21 protein-coding genes are annotated in these 19,901 nt (G+C 44.6%); 5 read left to right on the top strand and 16 right to left on the bottom strand.

All coding sequences use genetic code 11. The features are described 5' to 3' along the window. Positions 1–81 precede the first annotated feature (81 nt). Together MHB64_RS05470 and MHB64_RS05465 are read left to right on the top strand one after the other, a co-directional pair. Entirely contained in the window at positions 82–1,215 is a 1,134-nt protein-coding gene (locus MHB64_RS05470; RefSeq protein ID WP_094872524.1) for a copper amine oxidase N-terminal domain-containing protein, read from the top strand. Next, complete coding sequence (locus MHB64_RS05465; protein WP_341133892.1) at positions 1,212–1,994, top strand: TatD family hydrolase; 783 nt, start codon at positions 1,212–1,214, stop codon at positions 1,992–1,994. Before MHB64_RS05470 ends, MHB64_RS05465 begins: the two co-directional genes overlap by 4 nt. Before the next feature lie 76 nt (positions 1,995–2,070). On the opposite strand, the gene MHB64_RS05460 is transcribed toward MHB64_RS05465, so the two are convergent. From MHB64_RS05460 to MHB64_RS05445, 4 genes are all read right to left on the bottom strand, one after another. Then, positions 2,071–2,637 carry a histidine phosphatase family protein gene (locus MHB64_RS05460; RefSeq protein WP_280788926.1) on the bottom strand — a complete coding sequence of 189 codons (567 nt, stop codon included), beginning with the start codon at positions 2,635–2,637 and terminating at the stop codon, positions 2,071–2,073. Between the two features lie 370 nt (positions 2,638–3,007). After that, a complete protein-coding gene (locus MHB64_RS05455; RefSeq protein ID WP_341133891.1) occupies positions 3,008–4,306 on the bottom strand; it encodes an MFS transporter in 1,299 nt (432 codons plus the stop codon). A gap of 81 nt (positions 4,307–4,387) precedes the next feature. Further along, complete coding sequence (locus tag MHB64_RS05450) at positions 4,388–5,539, bottom strand: winged helix-turn-helix domain-containing protein (RefSeq protein ID WP_094872517.1); 1,152 nt, start codon at positions 5,537–5,539, stop codon at positions 4,388–4,390. Positions 5,540–5,684: 145 nt separating this feature from the next. Then, positions 5,685–6,365, bottom strand: coding sequence for a YjgB family protein (locus MHB64_RS05445; protein WP_341133890.1), 681 nt, complete (start codon positions 6,363–6,365; stop codon positions 5,685–5,687). A 454-nt stretch (positions 6,366–6,819) separates the two neighbouring features. On the opposite strand from MHB64_RS05445, the gene MHB64_RS05440 reads away from it, so the two are divergent. The 3 genes from MHB64_RS05440 to MHB64_RS05430 are packed head-to-tail and all read left to right on the top strand — an operon-like array spanning position 6,820 to position 10,023. Continuing rightward, a complete protein-coding gene (locus MHB64_RS05440; RefSeq protein WP_341136050.1) occupies positions 6,820–7,368 on the top strand; it encodes an RNA polymerase sigma factor in 549 nt (182 codons plus the stop codon). Further along, a complete protein-coding gene (locus MHB64_RS05435) occupies positions 7,365–7,721 on the top strand; it encodes a hypothetical protein (RefSeq protein WP_280788923.1) in 357 nt (118 codons plus the stop codon). Before MHB64_RS05440 ends, MHB64_RS05435 begins: the two co-directional genes overlap by 4 nt. Continuing rightward, on the top strand, positions 7,711–10,023 hold the full coding sequence (locus tag MHB64_RS05430) for a hypothetical protein (RefSeq protein WP_341133889.1): 2,313 nt from the start codon (positions 7,711–7,713) through the stop codon (positions 10,021–10,023). The genes MHB64_RS05435 and MHB64_RS05430 overlap by 11 nt, the downstream gene beginning before the upstream one ends. A gap of 86 nt (positions 10,024–10,109) precedes the next feature. Here the strand turns inward: MHB64_RS05430 and MHB64_RS05425 are convergent, their stop codons facing one another. The 12 genes from MHB64_RS05425 to MHB64_RS05370 form a co-directional block, all read right to left on the bottom strand. Continuing rightward, a complete protein-coding gene (locus MHB64_RS05425; RefSeq protein ID WP_042185448.1) occupies positions 10,110–10,919 on the bottom strand; it encodes an SDR family NAD(P)-dependent oxidoreductase in 810 nt (269 codons plus the stop codon). Between the two features lie 46 nt (positions 10,920–10,965). Then, entirely contained in the window at positions 10,966–11,400 is a 435-nt protein-coding gene (locus MHB64_RS05420) for a MarR family winged helix-turn-helix transcriptional regulator (protein WP_094872511.1), read from the bottom strand. Positions 11,401–11,531: 131 nt separating this feature from the next. Then, on the bottom strand, positions 11,532–12,071 hold the full coding sequence (locus MHB64_RS05415; RefSeq protein WP_094872509.1) for an RDD family protein: 540 nt from the start codon (positions 12,069–12,071) through the stop codon (positions 11,532–11,534). A gap of 23 nt (positions 12,072–12,094) precedes the next feature. Continuing rightward, positions 12,095–12,253, bottom strand: a complete 159-nt coding sequence (locus tag MHB64_RS05410) for a hypothetical protein (RefSeq protein ID WP_341133888.1) — start codon at positions 12,251–12,253, stop codon at positions 12,095–12,097. Between the two features lie 32 nt (positions 12,254–12,285). Continuing rightward, positions 12,286–12,585, bottom strand: a complete 300-nt coding sequence (locus MHB64_RS05405; RefSeq protein WP_341133887.1) for a hypothetical protein — start codon at positions 12,583–12,585, stop codon at positions 12,286–12,288. Between the two features lie 179 nt (positions 12,586–12,764). After that, complete coding sequence (gene abc-f, locus MHB64_RS05400; protein ID WP_341133886.1) at positions 12,765–14,615, bottom strand: ribosomal protection-like ABC-F family protein; 1,851 nt, start codon at positions 14,613–14,615, stop codon at positions 12,765–12,767. A gap of 382 nt (positions 14,616–14,997) precedes the next feature. Further along, the gene (locus MHB64_RS05395; RefSeq protein WP_256989944.1) at positions 14,998–15,912 is read right to left on the bottom strand and encodes a L,D-transpeptidase family protein; all 915 of its coding nucleotides are present in this window, start codon (positions 15,910–15,912) and stop codon (positions 14,998–15,000) included. 30 nt (positions 15,913–15,942) lie between these two features. Next, positions 15,943–16,092 carry a hypothetical protein gene (locus MHB64_RS05390; RefSeq protein WP_341133885.1) on the bottom strand — a complete coding sequence of 50 codons (150 nt, stop codon included), beginning with the start codon at positions 16,090–16,092 and terminating at the stop codon, positions 15,943–15,945. Between the two features lie 123 nt (positions 16,093–16,215). Continuing rightward, positions 16,216–16,914 carry a copper homeostasis protein CutC gene (locus MHB64_RS05385; RefSeq protein ID WP_094876342.1) on the bottom strand — a complete coding sequence of 233 codons (699 nt, stop codon included), beginning with the start codon at positions 16,912–16,914 and terminating at the stop codon, positions 16,216–16,218. Between the two features lie 153 nt (positions 16,915–17,067). Further along, a complete protein-coding gene (locus tag MHB64_RS05380) occupies positions 17,068–18,036 on the bottom strand; it encodes a sugar phosphate isomerase/epimerase family protein (protein ID WP_042185436.1) in 969 nt (322 codons plus the stop codon). After that, positions 18,037–18,768 (bottom strand): ThuA domain-containing protein, encoded by a 732-nt coding sequence (locus MHB64_RS05375; RefSeq protein ID WP_042124690.1) that lies wholly within the window; start codon positions 18,766–18,768, stop codon positions 18,037–18,039. Between the two features lie 50 nt (positions 18,769–18,818). Continuing rightward, positions 18,819–19,895, bottom strand: coding sequence for a Gfo/Idh/MocA family protein (locus tag MHB64_RS05370; RefSeq protein WP_341133884.1), 1,077 nt, complete (start codon positions 19,893–19,895; stop codon positions 18,819–18,821). Positions 19,896–19,901 lie beyond the last annotated feature (6 nt).

The raw sequence follows: 19,901 nt of genomic DNA, 5'->3' as shown, positions 1-19,901 counted from the left end.
GCTTTGTTTACAGAAAGTGACCTACTACGCGCTGATTTAATCTATACTTAAGAGGACTGGACTTAATCCTCGGAGGTAATTATGAATAAAATCATCGTAATCGGAGCTATCACGCTCTTTTTAGCCGGATGCGGAGCATCGGCATCTATAGATATGGATACAACAATGGCAATTAACCAAACACAAACTACCGAAGCACCACTGAAGCTAATCGTTGATGGAGAAACCGTTCTTCCTTCTCTCCCACCTTTTTTCTCAGGTGATAAGGTCTATGTACCTGCAAAAGTACTCATGGAGTACTACTCATCTGAACAACAATGGGATAATGCTACGAAAACCTTAACTATCTCTGATGGAAGCAGTAAATATGTTTTGAAGCCAGGCAATGAGTATATGCAAGGTGACGGTTATCAAAATGAGCTGGGGGGACCTGCAATTCTACGAAATGGTATTTTTTATATTCCGGCAGACTCTCTAAACTCTCTCTCTGGTGCCACTGCGCAGCTGAATGCCTCGCAAAATGAAGTTTCCATTACATCAGGGGATGTTAGTACTACCGTAAGAACACCCAGCGAACCTCTCGCGATTGCTACAGAAAATGACCAAGTTAAGCTGTATACTGCCCTCAAAAATGGCGGTACCTACGAAGGATTTGTTGTAGAGGTGAACGGTAACAAGCATACGTTTAATTGGGAAGCACCAAGATTGTTAGATTACACTCCTGAGATTCATTATGCCGATATAGATCAGGACGGGCAGGAAGAAGTGGTAGTCATACTGTGGCTAGGAACAGGTACGGGCATGTCTATGCAGGAGCTTCACGTCATTAAGCCTAACCAGTGGAAAGAAATGAATGTACCTTCCGCGGATAAAGCTGCCTCAGCATTTGTTACCTCAAAAATCTCCAATGAAAAAGGCGATGCCTTAATTCAAATTCAGGTAAAAGGTTCAACTCCATCTATAGTTACTATGCGTTATCCGGATCGTGGCGAAGATGGCAATCTTGGCGAAAAAGCCGGGATTGGTGCTGTGACTTACTACATGGTGGAAGAAGGCAAGCTGAAAGCTGAAACCAATGTTTATATCGGATTTTTGGAGAGTATTGGCACACTAACCTTTTCCTACAAATCAGGAAATGATGGAATGGAACCTGAATCCATACGCTTTGCGCCTCATGAAGAGTATGCCTCTTATGTGGTGGGTAAGCAGCTATGATGGATGCCCATATACATTTAGAGCAATATGAACTTGAGGTTTCACAACAAATGTTGAGTGAGCTTCCTAACTTTGGGATCGAAGCCCTGATTGCTGTCTCCATGAATTTAGACTCTTGCGTTCGCACTCAAAAGCTTGCCGTTACCTATCCCGGAGTGGTACACCCAGCTTATGGTTTTCATCCAGAGCAACCCATACCGCAGAAAGCTGAATTATCCTCTTTGCTGGAATGGATTGAGCGTCAAGCCCGGGAGGATTTCATCGCTGTAGGTGAAATTGGACTGCCTTATTATTCGCGTGCTGAAGCACAGGAGCGCGGCGAAGCTTTTGATATGGAGCCTTACATTCAGCTTCTTGATCAGTTGCTTGAGCTTGCCGCCCGTATAGATAAACCAGTGGTCCTGCACGCTGTTTATGAGGATGCGCTGATTGCCTGTGATCTATTAGAGAAACATGGTATAAAGCGTGCCCACTTCCACTGGTTTAAGGGACCCGAAAAAGCCATTGCCCGTATGATTAAGAATGGATACTACATCTCTTTCACCCCTGATATCCTTTATGAGACGGAGATCCTAGAGCTCGCCCGCCGCTATCCCCCAGAGCTTGTCATGGCGGAGACCGATGGTCCTTGGCCATTTGAAGGATCTTTTGCGGGCAGAGTCACGCATCCATCTATGATTCGAGAGGTTGCTGCCGCTTGGGGAGCTCTACATGGCTACACTTCCAGCCATGCAGAAGAGATACTGACTGCGAATACTAAGCGATTTTATAGCTTGTAAATAAACAAAAGGATGGTTCCTAGCGAATGCCAGGCCATCCTTTTGAATAATCACAGCTTTATCCCAATTTGGGAGTTCACAACCTTTCCACACCCACTAACGCTGCGCCTGTGAATTCCATTTTATAAATATCCGGCTTTGTGGTTTGAAGTAGAAAATCCAGATCATATTTAGCGTCAAAATAATTCATCATAAGTGTCATGACTGCACCGTGAGTTCCAATCGCAACCTTTTGCCCACTGTGTTGTTTCAGTATATCCTGCAGCACGCTAACTGATCGCTTCTGACACGCATGAATGGACTCTCCACCAACCGGAACAAAATCCGTATCAGCAAACATTGTTGCCAGTAATGGATATAGCTGCTGGTCAGGCATGATCCTATTTCCATCCGAAAAATGAATTTCCCGAAGATCTTCAACACTTTGAATCTCTGCCCCTAACTCCTGCGCCAATCCAGTAATCGTATGTATAGCCCGAAGATATGGACTTGAATAAAAGACTTCAATTCCTTCGAAACGTAATTTCTCCGTTATCTTACGGGCATCCGCCTCTCCCTTCGCTGTTAATCCACGTGATCTCTCAGTTCCTCCGGGCAGCTTGGGTGACTCTCCATGCCTTACCATATAAATAAAAGTTGCCATTCTTCCCCCTCCTCTACCTCTACAATTTCTCGTGTTCTATCCGAACTCCTTCATAAAAAGCCCTTATGGGCAAGAATCGATCCTAGCGAGCTAGAAAGTCTCTTAATTGCACTCTATACAACTGTTAAGCGTAAAAAGGGGTCTGCTGAGCAAATAAGTGTAGTTTCTGCAACTAAAAACCATCATTTCTACCCCAAAAGAGAAAAAATCAAATTAGAGCTGCACTAAATACAACTAAAGTTCGCTTTGAACGATGGAACAGCATTTAATTGCAGATTCTGCAACTAAATGCTAGGTAAGCCTGCTAGGTAGTCAGTCTACTCAAACTGTCTAGTCTGGCTAGTTTGCCTGACCTTCACTATCAGCTTCCTTAAGTTTCCATCACTTTAACCTTCCCCGGTTGCTCCGTTGAGCTATCACTTTTCTCCTTCTGCACAGGCCACAGCACGCGGCCAAATAATATCCCAAGCACACCTATCAAAGCGATTACGATCCCAAAGTTAAAAAAGATACGGCTAGGCCCAGCGGCCTGAACCAACATTCCACCGAGGAGTGGAGCACCAATCATAACTCCGCTAAGAATAGTACTCTGAATACCGAATACACGCCCTGTCATGTGCGGGGGAGTTTCTTTTTGCAGGCAATAATTGAACGTGATAATAAAAATTCCATTCCCAATACCTAGTAAGAATCCTAATAGCAATACAGAAATACTGGAAGTTCCTGGCTGAAGCAGTCCAAGTCCCCCGACCGATAAACCCATCAACACATAACTTGTTCCAAGCTTCCAGCCATAACCTGTTCCGCGATTCATTTTGTTCATGACCATAATGATGAATACAGCACCGCCTCCGGATGCCGCCACGAGCCAGCCCAGTAAAGATTCATTAGAGGGTGCAAGTACCCTAAAGAGACTGGTGAATTGAAAATCAATCATCTGAATCGCCATTGAACAGACTATGCCAAACAGCATGGTATTTAGCAACAACCTGCTGCGCAGCATAAAACTCCAGCCTTCCTTCCACATCGTGCGGAGGGAAACATGCTCCTCTTGATCCCCCTTGCCTTCTGTGCCAACTTGTTCTACTTCACTCTTCTTAACTGTAAGTAGAAGCAAATAGGAACAGCCTCTGAGACAAGCATTGATCAATATACACCACTGCGGTGTCAGCACGGATAACGCAAAACCGCCAAGTAAAGGTCCCGCGATTTTGGAGCCTTGATTCACAAGCCCATTTAGTGAGGTGGCTTGAAGCAGTTGGTCTTCTCTAACCATAGTGCGGGTCATCGACTGCTGGGCAGGCACATTTAACGTCGAGATGGCAGCACGCAGCATCAGTAACGGGAGTAGCCACACCATATTGGGAGCAAAAAGTACTAGTACTGTTAATAATGCCGTGAGCAGATCACACATTCGCATTAGCTTTAGCTTATTCACTCGGTCAGCCGCTACCCCCGCCACGGAGCCAAGCAGAATCCCAGGTAAAGCTATGGAGACTGGAATCAAAGCCAGCATTAACGGACTGGCGTGCCAACGGTACCCTACGAGCACTTGAATCGCCAGTGCATCGAACCAATCCCCAAAAGTGGCTGTCGCATATGCGCTGTACACACGCATATACACTTTGTTTTTTAGCAGACTCGTTCCTGCTTGTGATGAAGCATTCATCGGACATTCCTCCAAGTTACGATTAAGAACTAGAACATATGAAGCATGATCTTAATGTAACGGAGAATTGTCAGAGAATTATCAGAGAGCTGTCACGATATTCATAAGCACGTGTTCCAAGGATTGCTCCAAACGATGGAATCCCCGCTCTTCCTTCTCTCGTTCAAATAAATCTGCATATTTGTGCTGCAAAGCTGGTTGGGGTGGAAACTCGTTACAATAGTGAACAATTCGATATAACGCATATATACGCATCGGTACAAACCCCGACATCTCCAGCACTTGAAGCGCATCATCCAATAGTCGCTCTGCTTCACGCCAAGACCTACGCCGTAGAAACCACAAGCCCCTCGCAACTTTATAACTCCCAATCTCGCGTAAGTAAGGCATCTCCTGCAAAAGCGTTTCAATGTCTTTCGCCATCCGTTCTATTACGTGATCTTCTGTTCCCATCCACAAGTGTAGAAGCATTTCTGAGGTCGCCGTTATAGGAATGAAACTCTCATACCCCGGCTCTTTAATCACTTCATACGTTAGCTTTAGCCGTTCCAGTGCTTTTTCCGTTTGCCCTGCCAGCGTGTACAAATCCAGAATATTAAGGATTTCCAATTCGCGATGCTGAGGCGGCAAAAGAAGCTTTTTCTCAAGGACTAACTCGCAGAACGCTAATTTTTTCTTAGGATCACCTAAAAGAACATAACAGATCAACAAAGAATAAAACCGTTCCTCGATCTCAACCTCCGTTGTGTTCAGCAGCCATTCCACATCTCCCTGCACAAAATGAATATATACCGAATAAAACGGGTCCATCGCATAACCCAAAACATCCTGTTGGCGTGCGAGGATTAACATCGAGCGACCTTGACCATATAGGTGATATTTCTTGAATACCTCACGCATCGTCTTCTGCATCTCTAAATCATATGTAGTCGGATTGGTCATGGCCGCTGAAGGCTCTTGTATAATCAGACTATAACCAAATCCCCTAACAGTCTTAATATCAAGACCCTGTAGCTTGCCAAGCTTTTTACGAATGCGATAAATATGATCATCTACCGTTCGCTCTACCGGATATTCCAAGGGCCAGACCTTATCCAGCAACTGTTCTCGGCTGAACGTACGCCCTCTATTTTTGTACAAGAACTGAAAAAGCGTAAACTCTTTTGGGAATAATTCGATCGTTATCCCATCTCCGGTCACTTTGTATTCACTTTCGATTAATTCCAACTGCATGATAGAACCTCTCTTTCCCCCGAATCCGCTCATAGGTTACATTATATCAGTCCGTCCAAGGCGTACTCCAGATCAAAAATAAACATCAAAAAGAGCAACCCGCAGATTTCTCTGCATTGATTGCTCCTTGCACCCATTACTCGTCTTATCCAGCCATATTATTAATGGAATCCTGTTCACTAAAAACGGAGATATGGCCCACCTTACCCGTCGAGTTTGGAATAATGAATTTCAACTGGAATTGATCATTGGCTTGGTAAGTGTAGATCTTATCCTCACCATTTACTTTAGTATCGTCCGGCTTGCCCAGTGTGGACTCGATCTGTTTCAGTGTCAGCTTTTGCAGCGCAGTATCACTGGAACGAACATCGAAGATTAGGCTCCCTTTATTGAATCCGAATACGACATGTTCATCAGTGTAGGTAGCATAAATCCCTTTTCCCGCTGGCTCTTGTTGATCAGGTTTACCCCAATCGGCTTCTACCTCATCAATTAGTCCGGTATGAGCAGCATATTCAACACCGGGCACCTTCCCTTTTTTAGCAAGCTCAAGTAAATCTTGAAGTTGTTTGTCACTATTCTGCGGATTCGCCTTGGCTGTATCTTTATTAGTCTCCGTAGGGGAAGTAGTCTCCGTTGCTGCGGTTTCTGCAGGAGTGGATGACGGGCTAACTTCCGGTCCCGAAGTTGCTGTTATAGCTGTTTCTGTTGGGGTATTTGTAGGGGATTCAGAATTAGCCGCCTCATTGTTCGAACTGCAGCCAGCAAGCCCGATCATTCCAATGAGCAGGATAGCGGCTGCTAGAAACTTAATCTGTGCTGACATGATGTCATCTCCTTAGTAGGTTGCTCAAAGCCATCTTGCAAAAAAATGGAACTGAACATATAGACGATACTGAAACGAAAAAGTTTCCTTAGACAAGGAAGATTAGGCATAGCCTAACTATCATTTACCCAAATCTGCCGAACATCAATTAATTACCTGATTAATTCTCACCATCGGAGTATTTCATTGCAGAACATGCAATAGATTGGGGCAGTTTGCTTCGAAAAAAGCAATGCATTGCACTTTGTGCAATAGAATCCGAAAAAACCCCCTAATTAGGCGTTTCTTAGCTATTTTGAATGTACAAAGTGCAACAGAATTCATCTTCTCCCGCTTCAGGACAAATTCTATTGCACATAGTGCAATTGGAGTCCCCTCAGTAAAAATATTCCACACAAACGCAACCTTAATCCTCTGAGCCGCATCTTATTTAGTAAAGGGAGGGGAGCTTCATCTGAATATTATAGACAGAATCAAAGCAAAGGATGAGTCAGCTCTCAGCCTGTTGATGGACGATTACGGCGATATGCTGCTCCGAACCGCTTGCTTATTGCTCAAAGATCGACACAGTGCCGAAGAGGCGGTGCAAGATACTTTTATTCAAGCCTTTGCCAAAATGAATCAATTGCAGGAACCGGAACGGTTAAAGGCTTGGCTCATTCGCATCGTAATCAACCGCTGCCGCATGAAGCAACGGACTTGGAGCTGGCGTAATATTTTCCCCTCAGGCGATGCAGAGCTCCAAGCCAGTGATGATGCGGGCTTCACTGCCGGGGCAGAAGAGCTTTTTATGGTGGAATGGCATAATGTTAGACTCGCTGAGTCCATCAGAACTCTCGATTATGTATACCGCGAATGTCTGACGTTATATTACTTTCATGAGATGAGCATCCGTGAAATTTCTGAGCAATTGAATACGCCGGAGAATACGATTAAATCCCGGTTAGTTAGAGGACGGACACTCTTAAAAAAGATATTGGAGAAGGAGGGACATTTCTTATGAATACGGGGAGCACAGAGAATACGAAACGCGAAGTGATCAAGCAACAGCTAGATGAAGAACTACAACCCATACACTTCGAAGGACATGAGCGCGTCCTCAAGATGACCCACCCTCCAACCTTTGGAGCCCGACTCATGGCTTTCTGGAATAAAGAAATCGAGATCCCCGTGAAACCTTTAGGCGCGATTGGTGCCATTATTCTAGTCGTATCATTGACACTGCATCAACCAGAGGTTAAACATCAACCCCAACAAAACGTCCAGCAGCATCCAAACCGTGAACTTATTGAGGCTGGGGGCAATACGTACTGGAAAGATATCTATGATCAGGCGGTGAAGAGACATGCGAATTAAGATCAGAGTCAAACATCTAGTGTCATTCGTGCTACTCCCAGCCTTCCTGCTCATTCTTCTATTTAACTTTCTGCCCTCCTCAAAGGCACAAATGGAGGAAAGCCCAGCTATTCAATTTAACCTGGCCCGTACAGAACTTCTGCAAAAGCTAGAGTCTACAACTGGCAGTAAACGTATGGAGCTTATTCAAACAAATATCATTGATAAGGAGCACGCCTACGATCCCTATAGATATGACGTAAATATTGGTCCCTCTATGAGTCAGTGGAATCATGATGAACCGAGTATTTCCGACTTGCTGCCAGAGGATAAAATCGCTTTGTTAGAAGAATACATCCTTGATGGGCCAGCGAATAATACACGTATATTTGCGGTAAAGCTGCTTGCCTACGAATATGATGCTCTTGGCCGTAAGGAAGACGGCGATCAAGCGCTAATAACGGCCACTAAACAACTAGCCAGCAATTCTCACGTGGCACAAGAGCTGACGCTCCTTCGTGCAGAACGAGCCCTGAATCGTGGTGACATAACAGCCGCTGAAGCTATTCTTGAACAAACCACATTGTCATCTGAGAATCAGCAGGTTTTAGATGCGCAGAAAGCATGGCTTACCGGGCGTCTGCTCTTCACAAAAGGTAAAGCACAAGAAGCACTTGCCGTAGTAGACAATGGCTTGGAGAGCTACCAAAAATTCTGGCAGGATATTCATAAACAAATGAGTCTTACCACTAGCAACTCAGATAAAGACACCGCAGACAAGGATGCAGCGGGATCAGCGTCAATTTCACCACCAACGATTGGAACTTCAGAGACCGAATTGCAGTTGGAGGCACTCCGGATTGCCATTCAGTCCGCTGTCGATATGGGGAACACCTCGACTGCCGTCGTATCCGGAACACTTACTCGTAGCGATGGTACTCCGGTCTCGCGTGCAGGTATTTTTCTCCGTGCTGAAAGCGAGGTTCATCACAGCATTACATCTGCTGATTCCTACCGAATCGTTACAGACGATGAAGGACGTTTCGAATTCTACGGTGTGATTCCGGGCTTCTATCAACTGCAGCTTGGACTTAGCTATGATCAGATCGATGGCTGGGCTTGGCCTATACAGTATGACGATTGGATTGAAGTTAAACCGGGTGACCTGTTGAAGGAGAGTGTTGTTCTGCAACCTCTCATTGAGCTTCAGTCTCCTATTAATCAGGAGACACTAACTGGAAAGAACGTAGATTTCCGCTGGAAAGCTGTTAAGGGTGCAGCTTATTATCGTTTAAGCGGTGGGGTCTCGATGGTGGGGAGCTCCTTCAGTTCGCAGATTCGGGACCATATCACGGACAATCAAGTCTCTATTCCAGTAGATGAACTCTATTACAACAGTGGTTTCTCCTACGGCAGTGGCGGAGAGGGCTTTGAATCGATTGATCCTCTATCTTTTCTTGTGTTCATGAATCCTGAAGCACGCTTTTCTTGGAATATCGAGGCATTTGATGCGGATGGACATCTGCTTACCCGCAGTAGTGGCTACAGATTGAACGAAGACACCGTTGGTAATCTGCCCTTCTTCTATCTCAAGGAACGAGAACTAACCACAGCCGATAGACTATTGCTAAATAAGAAACCTGATCAAGCCATAGAAATGTACCAACAGAATGTTGCAGATGATCCAGAGGATGCTCATGCTCTACACATGCTTGTGAAGCTGATGCTCGCTAAATCCTCCCTGACGAAGGATGACTCATTAGAAGATCAGGCGATTCCGCTACTCCAAAAGCTCATACAGTTGCATCCTTATTCTAATTATGCCTTCACGTTGACGCAGTACTATTTTGACCATAAGGACTGGAAATCATATAACGAGTATTATTCCCGCTACATTGAGCTGAGTCAAACTAAGGGGGATGACTATGACCGCTCGATTAATGCTATAGCTCTCATGCATCAAGGCAAGCTTACAGAAGCTCGGAAGCAATTTTCTATCGCCTTAGAGCATGATGACAGCCATCGTTTTATTGGCAGCTATTTGGCGGCAGAATTATATGCAGGTGAGTCACTCGCTTCTGTCTTAACACTTGCTGAACGTTACCCCGAGCACAGCTTTGGTCTTAATGGGTATCGTTGGCCACAAATGATTAAACAGCTCATAGCCGAACGAACAAAACAACCTGATAACTTTGACCAAGAGCTGAAGGAAAAACTCGGATGGTATATGGATGGTCAGACAGATGTTTCGAAGCAATGGATCGATAGCACAAAATCCTCAGCACTGAAAACCTTTATACAGGCTGTTTTAGCGGTAAGCTAATTTAGCCTAACTCACTTATACAAACAAAAATCCGGTCCCTCTCGATAAACACGAGAATGGACCGGATTTTTTAATTACGCTTGAATTTATTTACCTTTAGCTTCCATCATGTAATTCTGGAAGTCCGTAATACTAGGGTTGGACATATAGTGACCACCCTCTACTTCTATTGTTTGTCCGGTGATGAATTTAGATTCATCCGATGCCAGGAACAATACTGTGTTTCCGATATCATCCGCTTCCCCATGGTAAGGGAGGGCATTGAACTTCTGGAAAATATCCAGCACAGCTGGCGGCATATTTCTTGCAGCCGCAGGTGTTAGAATTAGGCCTGGAGCCACTCCGTTACAACGAATTTTATCCTTACCATATTGTGTAGCGATATAACGTGTAAGGTTCACAACAGCTGCCTTAGAGGAACCATAAGCCGTGCGCAATGAATCTCCTGCAAATGCTGACATCGAAGCGGTGTTAATAATAGAACCTCCGCCCGCTTTAATCATATGTGGAATAGCAAATCGGCTGCCTAATAGAACACTTTTGGTGTTCACGTTCATCAGGCGATCCCATTCTTCCAAATCTATGTTGACCACATCAAGGTCTTTTTGCAGATTAGTTAGACCTACGTTGTTGAACAAAACTGTAATGGTGCCATACTGAGCGACTGTGAAATCAACAGCTTCCTTGATCGAATCTGCTTGGGATGCATCCAGGAAAAGACCTTCCGCCTCTCCACCCTCACTTTTAATCTTAGCCGCTGCTTCCTTGGCAGCCTCTACATTAAAATCGGCGATGACAACTTTGGCTCCTTCTCTAGCCATTAGAGTAGCGGCTGATAAGCCAATACCTGAAGCGCCTCCAGTGACTAATGCAACCTTACCTTGAACTCTTCCCATATCCATACCCCTTTATAATGTGATTAAGATTCTTAGATGACTTCATTTATGTTTCAGAGCTATCAAAGCTCGTTAACAACTTTTCATAAATTTTCAAGAATTGCTGCAGTTCTTCTTCATCGAGCTTCAGAAATATTTCAGCTCGGAGCTCCTGTCCTTTTAGCTGTGCTTCCTTCAGTACATCCTTACCTTTGTCCGTGATCGAGAGCAGTACATTTCGGCGATCATCTTCATTATATTTACGCTCGGCCATTTCCTGTTTAATTAAGCGATTGGCAATGTTCGTCATCGCCCCCGGCGTATAACCTAATTTTTTAGCCAAAGTAGTTTGCTTCTGCGGACCCTTTTTATTCAATTCTCCCAAGACGAGAACGGGTGATATCCCAATATTATGGTCAAAAGCATTCATCCATCGAACAATAATTTCATCCGTGAATAATTCAACTGCATGTATGAGTCTAAAAAAATCTGGGTTTTCCAAGTACATCCTCCTATAACGCTCATGATCATTGGGTGCTTCTGTATTTATTTTAACACTAAAATATTTAATAGTAAACTATTTAACGATAAACTATTAAAAATCAAAAAAAAAGAATGCTCAGCAAGCATCCTTTAAATTGCAGATTTATCAATAACATAAGTACCGGCCATCATATCGTGAAGCGCACGTTTACGGGGAGTAAATGCGACAAATAGATAATCCACAAGCATGATAAAGCCAAGTATTTTACTGAGATCATTAGCCAATGGTGCCCATAAGGCAAGGTTGGTGGAAATCGCAGTGAGGTCGTAGAGACTGACACCAACAATCATTGAAAAAATTGTACTAATGATTCGGAAAATATTTCGAACTAGAGCTTCCTTCAGCGTTGGATAACTCCCTTGATCATTAACAATCTTTATCTTTAAAATCAGCTTCCCGGGTGATCCGCCAAATCTAACGATCATAAAAATATCAAACACGATGAAGATAATATACTCAAGAATAATAGGAATCTCCGAGTGCAAGGAAACAGCTAATGAGTTGAATAGCATGTAAACAATAACCGCAGGGATCAGAATGACAAGGAGATCAAGAATGGTAGCCAGTACTCTTTTCCAAAATCCTATGAAATCCTCCTGTTCCAAACGCTCCACTTTATAGTTATTCATATCAGGGCCCCCGCTCTCTATGCTTAACTGTATTCATTCAGCCTTTTGATCCGCTCTTCAATAATGGATTCCAGTTCCTTATTATGTTTTAGAATCACCCGTATATCAGAAAGTTTATCTGTTAATTTAATAATTCTATGAATGTCTCCCCAATTATATCCACGGTTCCATTTAAAAATCATCACAGGCTCCAATGATTCTAATTTACATAGGCTCAGCTGAGCCCGATCGGCAGGAGGATAAGCCCTAGCGATATAACAGTTATAATTCTTGTAGTGAGGAGGGTTAGCTTGACATTTTTTTCTGATTTGTACCAACCTTTAAACTGAAAATGATTCCGATACAGCATAAAAAATATCAATACATTTCCAAGCGCCATACTCCAGTTATATACGGGCTGACCAAATATAGATTGATATACGAATCGCTCTGCCCCGCCTAAAATAAACAAGGTCAACACAAGCAATATACATAATCGAAATAATTCCACAATAAAGGAAGCGAATTTCATCATTTTATTACCGTCCTTTCAAGATCTGCCTATCCCAAATTACATCCATATTCCTCCAAATTATACACCTTACATCTAATAACTCCTATCTGAATATTCGATTCCGTATATATTTTTCACGCTAAAAAACAACCCAGCCCTAGATAAATTGTATCCTGAGCTGGGTGATGTTGACTCTCTTTTTAGAAGAGTGTAGTTTCTTCCTTATCCCTTAGTTCCTGAATCTGTAACCGCAGATTAACTATGTCCGCCATTAGCGCCTCATTCTCAGCCTCTGTATCCCTACTTCCACTTTGGATCAATTGATTCAGACGGAGCGTCAGAAGGACAAGCTCGTCCTCCCGCGCCTGTTCTTTTTGGGTAAGCACACGACTTCTATCTTTGGAAATGTATTCATTATAGGAACCCTGGAAAAACTTCGGTGTCTGAGCCGGCTCTAAGATTACCAGACGATTAGCTACATTAGTGTGCAGATATCGGTCATGCGAGACCATCACAAGCCCTCCCGGATATACCCTTAACGCTTCTTCTACACGCTCCCTAGTGTCAATGTCCAGATAATTGGTGGGTTCGTCCAGTACTAATAGGTTAGCTTTTCCAAAGTACAGTTTAAGGAAAGCTACACGACATTTCTCCCCCAGACTTAAATCACCAATTCGTTTAAAGACATCCTCCCGCGAAAATAAAAAGCAGCCTAGAATCGTTCGTGCCTCCGTTTGGGTCATACCCGGCAGTTCAAGCAAGCTATCCAGAATCGTGGATGACACCGCTAGATTATCGAGCTCTTGGGCAAAATAACCAATCTTCGTCCGTGGATGCAGCCGTACTTCACCTTGAGTGGGTTTATGAATACCCGCAATCAACTTCAGCAAAGAAGACTTCCCAACCCCATTGGGCCCCAGAATAGCAAGACGATCTCCTCGATTCAAGGACAAACTGAAATCTTTCAATACAGGCGCACTATCCTTATAAGCAAAATCAATCTCGCGGAGTGACAGCAAAGTGTCCGCCATTAATGCTTCCGTCTCCAGCTTCATCTTCAGCTTGCTTGTCTCGCGCGGCAATTCCACACGGTTCTTATTTAAGCGTTCGAGTGCAGCTTCCTTCGCATGAAGACGAGACACGTTCTTCTTAGATTTCGCACGCAGGAAATCATGCTGTCCGGCAGCACGGTGTGCCTGCTGGAACCACTCCGAATACCTTCTGATGCTCTCCAGTATTTTCTCCTTTTCCTGTTCCTGCTTCTTATATTGTCCCTCTAGCGTTCGTGCCTCTATCGTTTTCTGCTCCCGATACTGCGTATATCCACCCCAATACCGGCGACATCCCTCTGGACTAAGTTCCAGTAAAGCTGTCGCCGTTCGATCGATGAACGTACGATCATGCGAAACATAAAGTACGGTTCCAGGGTAGGTGTGTACCCAATGTTCCAACCACTCCATCGTCTCTCCATCTAAGTGATTTGTCGGCTCATCTAGAATTAACAGCTTTGGCTGCTGGGCTAGTAATGCTGCTAATTGGACACGTGTCTTTTGCCCTCCGCTTAGCGATGGGTATGGCAAATCCCAAACTGAGCGTTCTAGCTTAAGCTGTTTCAAGCACTTTTCCGCTTTAGCCTCCCAGTCATATCCATTAAGCTGCAGGTATCGTTCGTACACTTCGGCGTATTCAGTAAGTCCAGCTTCACTCTCGTCGTTCACTTCCTGCAACCTCTGACCAAGGAGTTGAAGCCGGCGCTTTAATTGGGGTAGCTCTGCCGATCCGGCGAGAACGTAATCCAAGGCGCTTACTTCTTCTGATACTTCTAACTGCTGATCCAGCACGCCCCATTCTTCAGGAGGTAAGCCGTGATAAATACTCCCTTCCTCAAAGGTGAGGCGACCGATCAGTCCCTTAAGCAGTGTGGTTTTGCCGATTCCATTACGGCCGAACAAGAGCACACGCTCTCCTTCCGATATCTCAAAGGACACCTTCTCAAATAACAGGGTCCCGCTCCATTCTTTACGTAAATTCTTTGCTTTTATTAGGGTCATATTCCATTCCTCCGATTATATTGCAAATAAAAAACCGCAGCCAGCGGTCTGCGGTCGAATAGCGTATGATGGGGGAATATGCCATAACATGAATAGACTACGGCTGTGATCACCTGCTGCATGCAGAGTAAACCAAACAATAGATCGATCTATTCATATAAAAGCAACGTAAGGCCCCCGACCGACACACGTATCCCTGACCGTTATCACCCTGTGCGGGTGCTCCGTGACTTGTGCATATGCACTTTACAAGTTGGATGGTCTAATTCATTAGGAAACGTGTTAGTTATTCATCAGTCGGTGGTCCTCCGTCATTGTCCGAATTGGTTTGAATGAGTACAGTATAGACTAACTAAGATCAGAAATACAATTCCAAGAACAGTTATAAATTAATCTTTACCGACTGAGACTGTGGATTCCATTGCACCTGAATGCTAAATAATTGGGGCAAGATGCTCAGTGGAATTAACAATCGGTTATTTTCATTACGAGATGCGATTATCTTAATGGATTTCCCATTCACGATAGCCTGCTCGGATAAAGGCTTATGTGTCACCGTACGACCACCTATCGTAATTAGCAGTGCACCAGTACCAGCTTCGCTCTGCAGAGTTCCACCTAACAACGCTACAGATTCTCTCAGCGGAATAAATACACGGGAGTTATCCAATATAAAGGGATCATTCAGCTTTGTCGTGACGCCATCCAGCTCAAAAGCTCCAGCAAACGTCTTACTTCCCACAGAGTACCCGTTCTTTGTCGCAATGCTCTCCATAGCCAGTGTACTAGTTGTAATGATGACTCTTGTGTTCTTAGCTATTTTTGGATATAACCAGTGGATATCATCATTATGCATTCGAATACATCCAGCACTAACATACTTTCCTATGGATGACTCATTACTATTGCCGTGAATCGCGTACGTAGTTCCATAAGTTCCATTTACCTCTAGCCCTAACCAGCGGTCGCCAAGCGGATTGGCCGGATCACCCCCAGGTATTTTCTCTTTGTAGTAGGGTCTGTTTTTTACTTTAACTACCATTTTGAAGCTACCTTCCGGTGTCAGTTCCTTCGATTTCCCTGTTGCGACCGGAAAAGTCTTCACCAGCTTGCCATCACTGAAATACGCGAGTTTGTTTGTTTTTTTATTCACGATAATTAGATCGGATCCAGCAGCAGCTTCCGCCTTTCCCACACCTGTAAAACATGCAGCGAACAGAAGCCCAAACACAAGCATCAGCTTTATGTTCCGCTGTAATGAAGATTGAAACCAGCTACTCGAAACAAAAAATCCCAATTTTCTCCACCTCCATATATAAAGACGAAATCATTTCAATTTAGTTGCATACCAGCCTGTACCTATTCTTTTCAACTCGTCCCCCGCATTTGACGCAGAGATTGCAATACTGTAACCAAGTGCACACGACAAAAAGCCGACCTTTGGATAACCAAAGATCAGCTCTGTATTTTTAAACAATATTTTATGTTTCAGCGGCTACAGTTTCTTACCTGAACCAAATGCAATCACATACCCATCCGGATCTTTAATCTCAAAATCCTTTCAGCTCCCCCAGTCTGTAATCCATTATTATCGTTAAGGCTAGTGCTCTTTTCTTTGATCCAGAAGGTTTCGAACAGCCTGCAAGCGAAGAGGATCTATAGGTTTCAGCGCATCACCCTCTACTCTAACTGCTGAACCGAAATGTACCCGCCTCACACCTGTTTGTTGTACAAAATCGCTTATCCCTTCCACCGTTAATCCACTACCTGCCAGTATGTTGATAGATCGCTCTGCAGTAAGCTGTTCAAGCGCAGCAATACGCTCCGCGCCCTTAGGGGCTGTACTCTCGGCTCCTGATGTTAGAATGTCAGTAATTTGAGGATAACGTATCAATATTTCTAACGCCTCAAATTGATCCCTCACCACGTCAAACGCTCGATGGAATGTCACCTCCAGACCCTGTGCAGCCTGAAGCAGTCGTTGAAGTGCCTCTTCGTCAATCGTTCCGTCAGATCGTAACATGCCCATAACAACAGAGAATCCGCCGATAGATGCGATATGCTGAATATCCCTCTCCATAGTTTCTATATCATCCTTATCGTAATAAAAGGATCTGGCGTGAGGCCTAACCATTACTCTGACCGGGATCGAGACGGCTTCGCGCACTTTTTCTATTAGTCCCAGACTGGGTGTTAATCCCCCTTCACTAATCGCTGTGATCAGTTCAATTCGGTCAGCACCATAACGTTCGGCTAGCACTGCATCACTTAATGTTGTAGCAATAACTTCTAGTAACATTGTTGTCTCTCCTTTATTCATCTTAGAACCTTGCTTTCTGCTATTTTCTTCATCCGCACATTATCCTAACCCACATCCACATAAACACGCAAAAAAAGATCTTGATCCTCTACAAACACTAGAGAATCAAGACCTTTCGTTCTTAAACTATTCTTACGCCCACCACATACCTTGTGGTTGATCGCGAATAAGAATGGATTGCAAATTGGTTACTGCACGTTGGAAGCCTTCGTCTACCGTCATAAGAGGGTCTTCATGCTCGATGCTGACCACATAATCATAACCATAAGTACGCAGTGCACTCATGATATCCGACCATTCAGATATGCTGTGTCCACAGCCAACGGAGCGGAAGGTCCATGCGCGGGTCTGAACATCGCCATAAGGCTGCATATCTGTCAAACCATACATATTGATATTGTCCTGATCCAGGTACGTGTCCTTGGCATGGAAATGATGGATCGCACCAGCTTTACCAAGAATCTTGATCGCGCCCACAGGATCGATGCCTTGCCACCACAGATGGCTCGGGTCTAGGTTCGCGCCGATCGCATCGCAGGTTGCTTCTCTAAGCTTCAGAATTGTATAAGGAGTATGGCAGAGGAAACCACCATGAAGCTCGATACCGATCTTAACGCCATGCTCTTCGGCCAGCTTACCGATTTCCTTCCAGTAAGGGATCAGTTTATGCTCCCACTGCCAGGTTTTGATGTCGCTGTACACGGTAGGCCAAGGTGTAACTGGCCAGTTCGGTGCTTTTGCATCGTCGCTGTCTCCCGCGGTTCCCGAGAAAGTATTCACTACCTTAACGCCCATTAGCGAAGCTAGCTTGATCGACTTACGCAGAATTTCGTCGCCTTCACGAGCTTCTTCTTTATCAGGGGAAATCGGGTTATTATGGCAACTGAATGCACTGATCATAATGCCACGTTTCGTGAACTTCTCCAGATATTCCTTACGTGCTGATTCGCTGGCAAGCAGCTCATCTGTTGGACAGTGGGCATTTCCGGGATTGCCTCCTGAACCGATCTCTACCGCATTCAAACCAGCAGCAGCGATTTTATCAAGCATCTCATCGAGTGTCAAACTTCCAAATACAGGATCAAATACGCCTAATTTCATTTATAATACCACCTTTTCTTTGATTGGCTCCAAAGCTTCAGAATGTCCGTAAACTGGATAATCACGCTTCGTTGGTGCACACCAGTTCACCCCATTGATGATCACTCTTTGGATTTCTTTGTTGTAATAGGTTGGATAAGATTCATGGCCGGGCTGGAAATAAAAGATCTTCCCGTTCCCGCGACGATAGGTCGATCCGCTTGGGAACACATTGCCGCCTTCAAACCAGCCGACAAAAATAAGGCTTTCTGGTGCTGGTACATCAAAATGTGCACCGTACATTTCCTCTTGCTCCAAATCGATATATTCGCCAATGCCCTCAGCAATCGGGTGACTTGGGTCCATGACCCAAAGACGCTCTTTCTCCCCTGCTTCACGCCACTTTAGATCGCAACTGGTGCCCATTAACTTCATGAATATTTTGGACATATGACCCGAATGAAGCACCACTAGCCCCATGCCTTGAAGCACTCTTTGGTGAACACGATTTACAATCTCATCGCTAACTTCTTGATGGGCGACATGTCCCCACCAAATCAGTACATCCGTGTTATCCAGCACTTCTTGTGTCAGTCCATGCTCCGGTTCATCCAGCGTAGCTGTCTGAGCGTCCAGTCCAGCTTCCTGAAGGAAGCTTGCCAACTGTCCGTGAATCCCTTGCGGGTAGACTTTGAGAATTCTCTCTTCCTGCCGTTCATGGCGGAATTCATTCCATACCGTTACTCTGGTCACTTTGGACACACTCCTAGTTCATAGTTATCTATGTCGTTAAACCTGATCGTTTATTCAAAAAATACAGGCATGCCAGTCTCAGAGGATTTATAAATAGCCTCCAAGATACGGGTAACAACGAGCGCCTGCTCTGGCTTCACTACAGGCTCGGTGTCATTGACGATGCTTTCGATCCACTGAGTAGCCTCCGTCAATGCAGGATCATCTCCCGCACCATCATAAAAGTCAACGCCACCGGCTTCCAAGCTAATATGCTTCTCATATGTCTTGCCGTATTCTTCTCCGTTGATGCGCAGACCGTCTTCCATATCCGCTCCACCTTCAGTACCGCAAAGCACAGTCTTAGCTTCACCAACATCAAGTGTATTGAGCGCCCAGCTTGCTTCTAGAACGATGCTAGCTCCATTCTCCATAGTAATGAATCCAATGGCGGAATCCTCAACTGTAAATTTCTCAGGATCCCACGGGCCCCAAGCGTTCGCAGCATTTTTACGACCGGACAGCTTATGATAAGCGTTACCCACAACATATTTAGGTTTGTAGTTATCCATCATCCACAGGGTCAAATCGAGAGCATGAGTACCGATATCAATTAATGGACCTCCACCTTGTGCTTCCTCATCCAGGAACACGCCCCATGTTGGAACGGCACGACGACGGATCGCTTTAGCTTTAGCGTAATAAATCTCTCCAAGACCATTATTCTCGCATACCGTATGCAGATAAGCGGAATCTGGTCTGAAACGGTTCTGGTAACCGATGGTTAGCTTCTTCCCAGTTCGCTTTGAAGCGTCGATCATTGCTTGTGCTTCTTCAGTGGTTTTAGCCATTGGCTTCTCGCACATTACATGCTTACCTGCCTCCATTGCCGCAATGGAAATCTCCGCATGGGAAATATTCGGTGTACATACATGAATTACATCTATACTTGCATCTTTAAGAAGTTCTGTATAATCCGTGTAAACTACAGAGTTCTCATCCCCAAACTCCGCCTTTGCCTTTTCTGCACGCTCAGGAACGATATCGCAAAAAGCAACCATTCGCGCACCTTCAACTTTTTTTAATGCTGGCATATGTTTGCCGTTAGCAATGCCTCCGCAGCCGATAATTCCTATTGTTAATGTCATCTTTGT

The sequence above is a fragment of the Paenibacillus sp. FSL K6-2859 genome, assembly GCF_038008265.1.
Taxonomy (GTDB): Bacteria; Bacillota; Bacilli; order Paenibacillales; family Paenibacillaceae; genus Paenibacillus_AQ; species Paenibacillus_AQ nitricinens.
Note: the sequence above shows the minus strand (reverse complement) of the source record. Positions and strands in the feature narration are given on the sequence as shown.

What these genes read in the sequence shown, in the direction of transcription:
- MHB64_RS05410 (WP_341133888.1), bottom strand. Translation starts at nt 12,253, where the DNA reads ATGATTTTTAAATGGAACCGTGGATATAATTGGGGAGACATTCATAGA.
- MHB64_RS05435 (WP_280788923.1), top strand. Translation starts at nt 7,365, where the DNA reads ATGAATACGGGGAGCACAGAGAATACGAAACGCGAAGTGATCAAGCAA.
- MHB64_RS05445 (WP_341133890.1), bottom strand. Translation starts at nt 6,365, where the DNA reads ATGTCAGCACAGATTAAGTTTCTAGCAGCCGCTATCCTGCTCATTGGA.
- MHB64_RS05450 (WP_094872517.1), bottom strand. Translation starts at nt 5,539, where the DNA reads ATGCAGTTGGAATTAATCGAAAGTGAATACAAAGTGACCGGAGATGGG.
- abc-f (WP_341133886.1), bottom strand. Translation starts at nt 14,615, where the DNA reads ATGACCCTAATAAAAGCAAAGAATTTACGTAAAGAATGGAGCGGGACC.
- MHB64_RS05430 (WP_341133889.1), top strand. Translation starts at nt 7,711, where the DNA reads ATGCGAATTAAGATCAGAGTCAAACATCTAGTGTCATTCGTGCTACTC.
- MHB64_RS05385 (WP_094876342.1), bottom strand. Translation starts at nt 16,914, where the DNA reads ATGTTACTAGAAGTTATTGCTACAACATTAAGTGATGCAGTGCTAGCC.
- MHB64_RS05415 (WP_094872509.1), bottom strand. Translation starts at nt 12,071, where the DNA reads ATGAATAACTATAAAGTGGAGCGTTTGGAACAGGAGGATTTCATAGGA.
- MHB64_RS05380 (WP_042185436.1), bottom strand. Translation starts at nt 18,036, where the DNA reads ATGAAATTAGGCGTATTTGATCCTGTATTTGGAAGTTTGACACTCGAT.
- MHB64_RS05460 (WP_280788926.1), bottom strand. Translation starts at nt 2,637, where the DNA reads ATGGCAACTTTTATTTATATGGTAAGGCATGGAGAGTCACCCAAGCTG.
- MHB64_RS05405 (WP_341133887.1), bottom strand. Translation starts at nt 12,585, where the DNA reads ATGATGAAATTCGCTTCCTTTATTGTGGAATTATTTCGATTATGTATA.
- MHB64_RS05455 (WP_341133891.1), bottom strand. Translation starts at nt 4,306, where the DNA reads ATGAATGCTTCATCACAAGCAGGAACGAGTCTGCTAAAAAACAAAGTG.
- MHB64_RS05370 (WP_341133884.1), bottom strand. Translation starts at nt 19,895, where the DNA reads ATGACATTAACAATAGGAATTATCGGCTGCGGAGGCATTGCTAACGGC.
- MHB64_RS05470 (WP_094872524.1), top strand. Translation starts at nt 82, where the DNA reads ATGAATAAAATCATCGTAATCGGAGCTATCACGCTCTTTTTAGCCGGA.
- MHB64_RS05465 (WP_341133892.1), top strand. Translation starts at nt 1,212, where the DNA reads ATGATGGATGCCCATATACATTTAGAGCAATATGAACTTGAGGTTTCA.
- MHB64_RS05425 (WP_042185448.1), bottom strand. Translation starts at nt 10,919, where the DNA reads ATGGGAAGAGTTCAAGGTAAGGTTGCATTAGTCACTGGAGGCGCTTCA.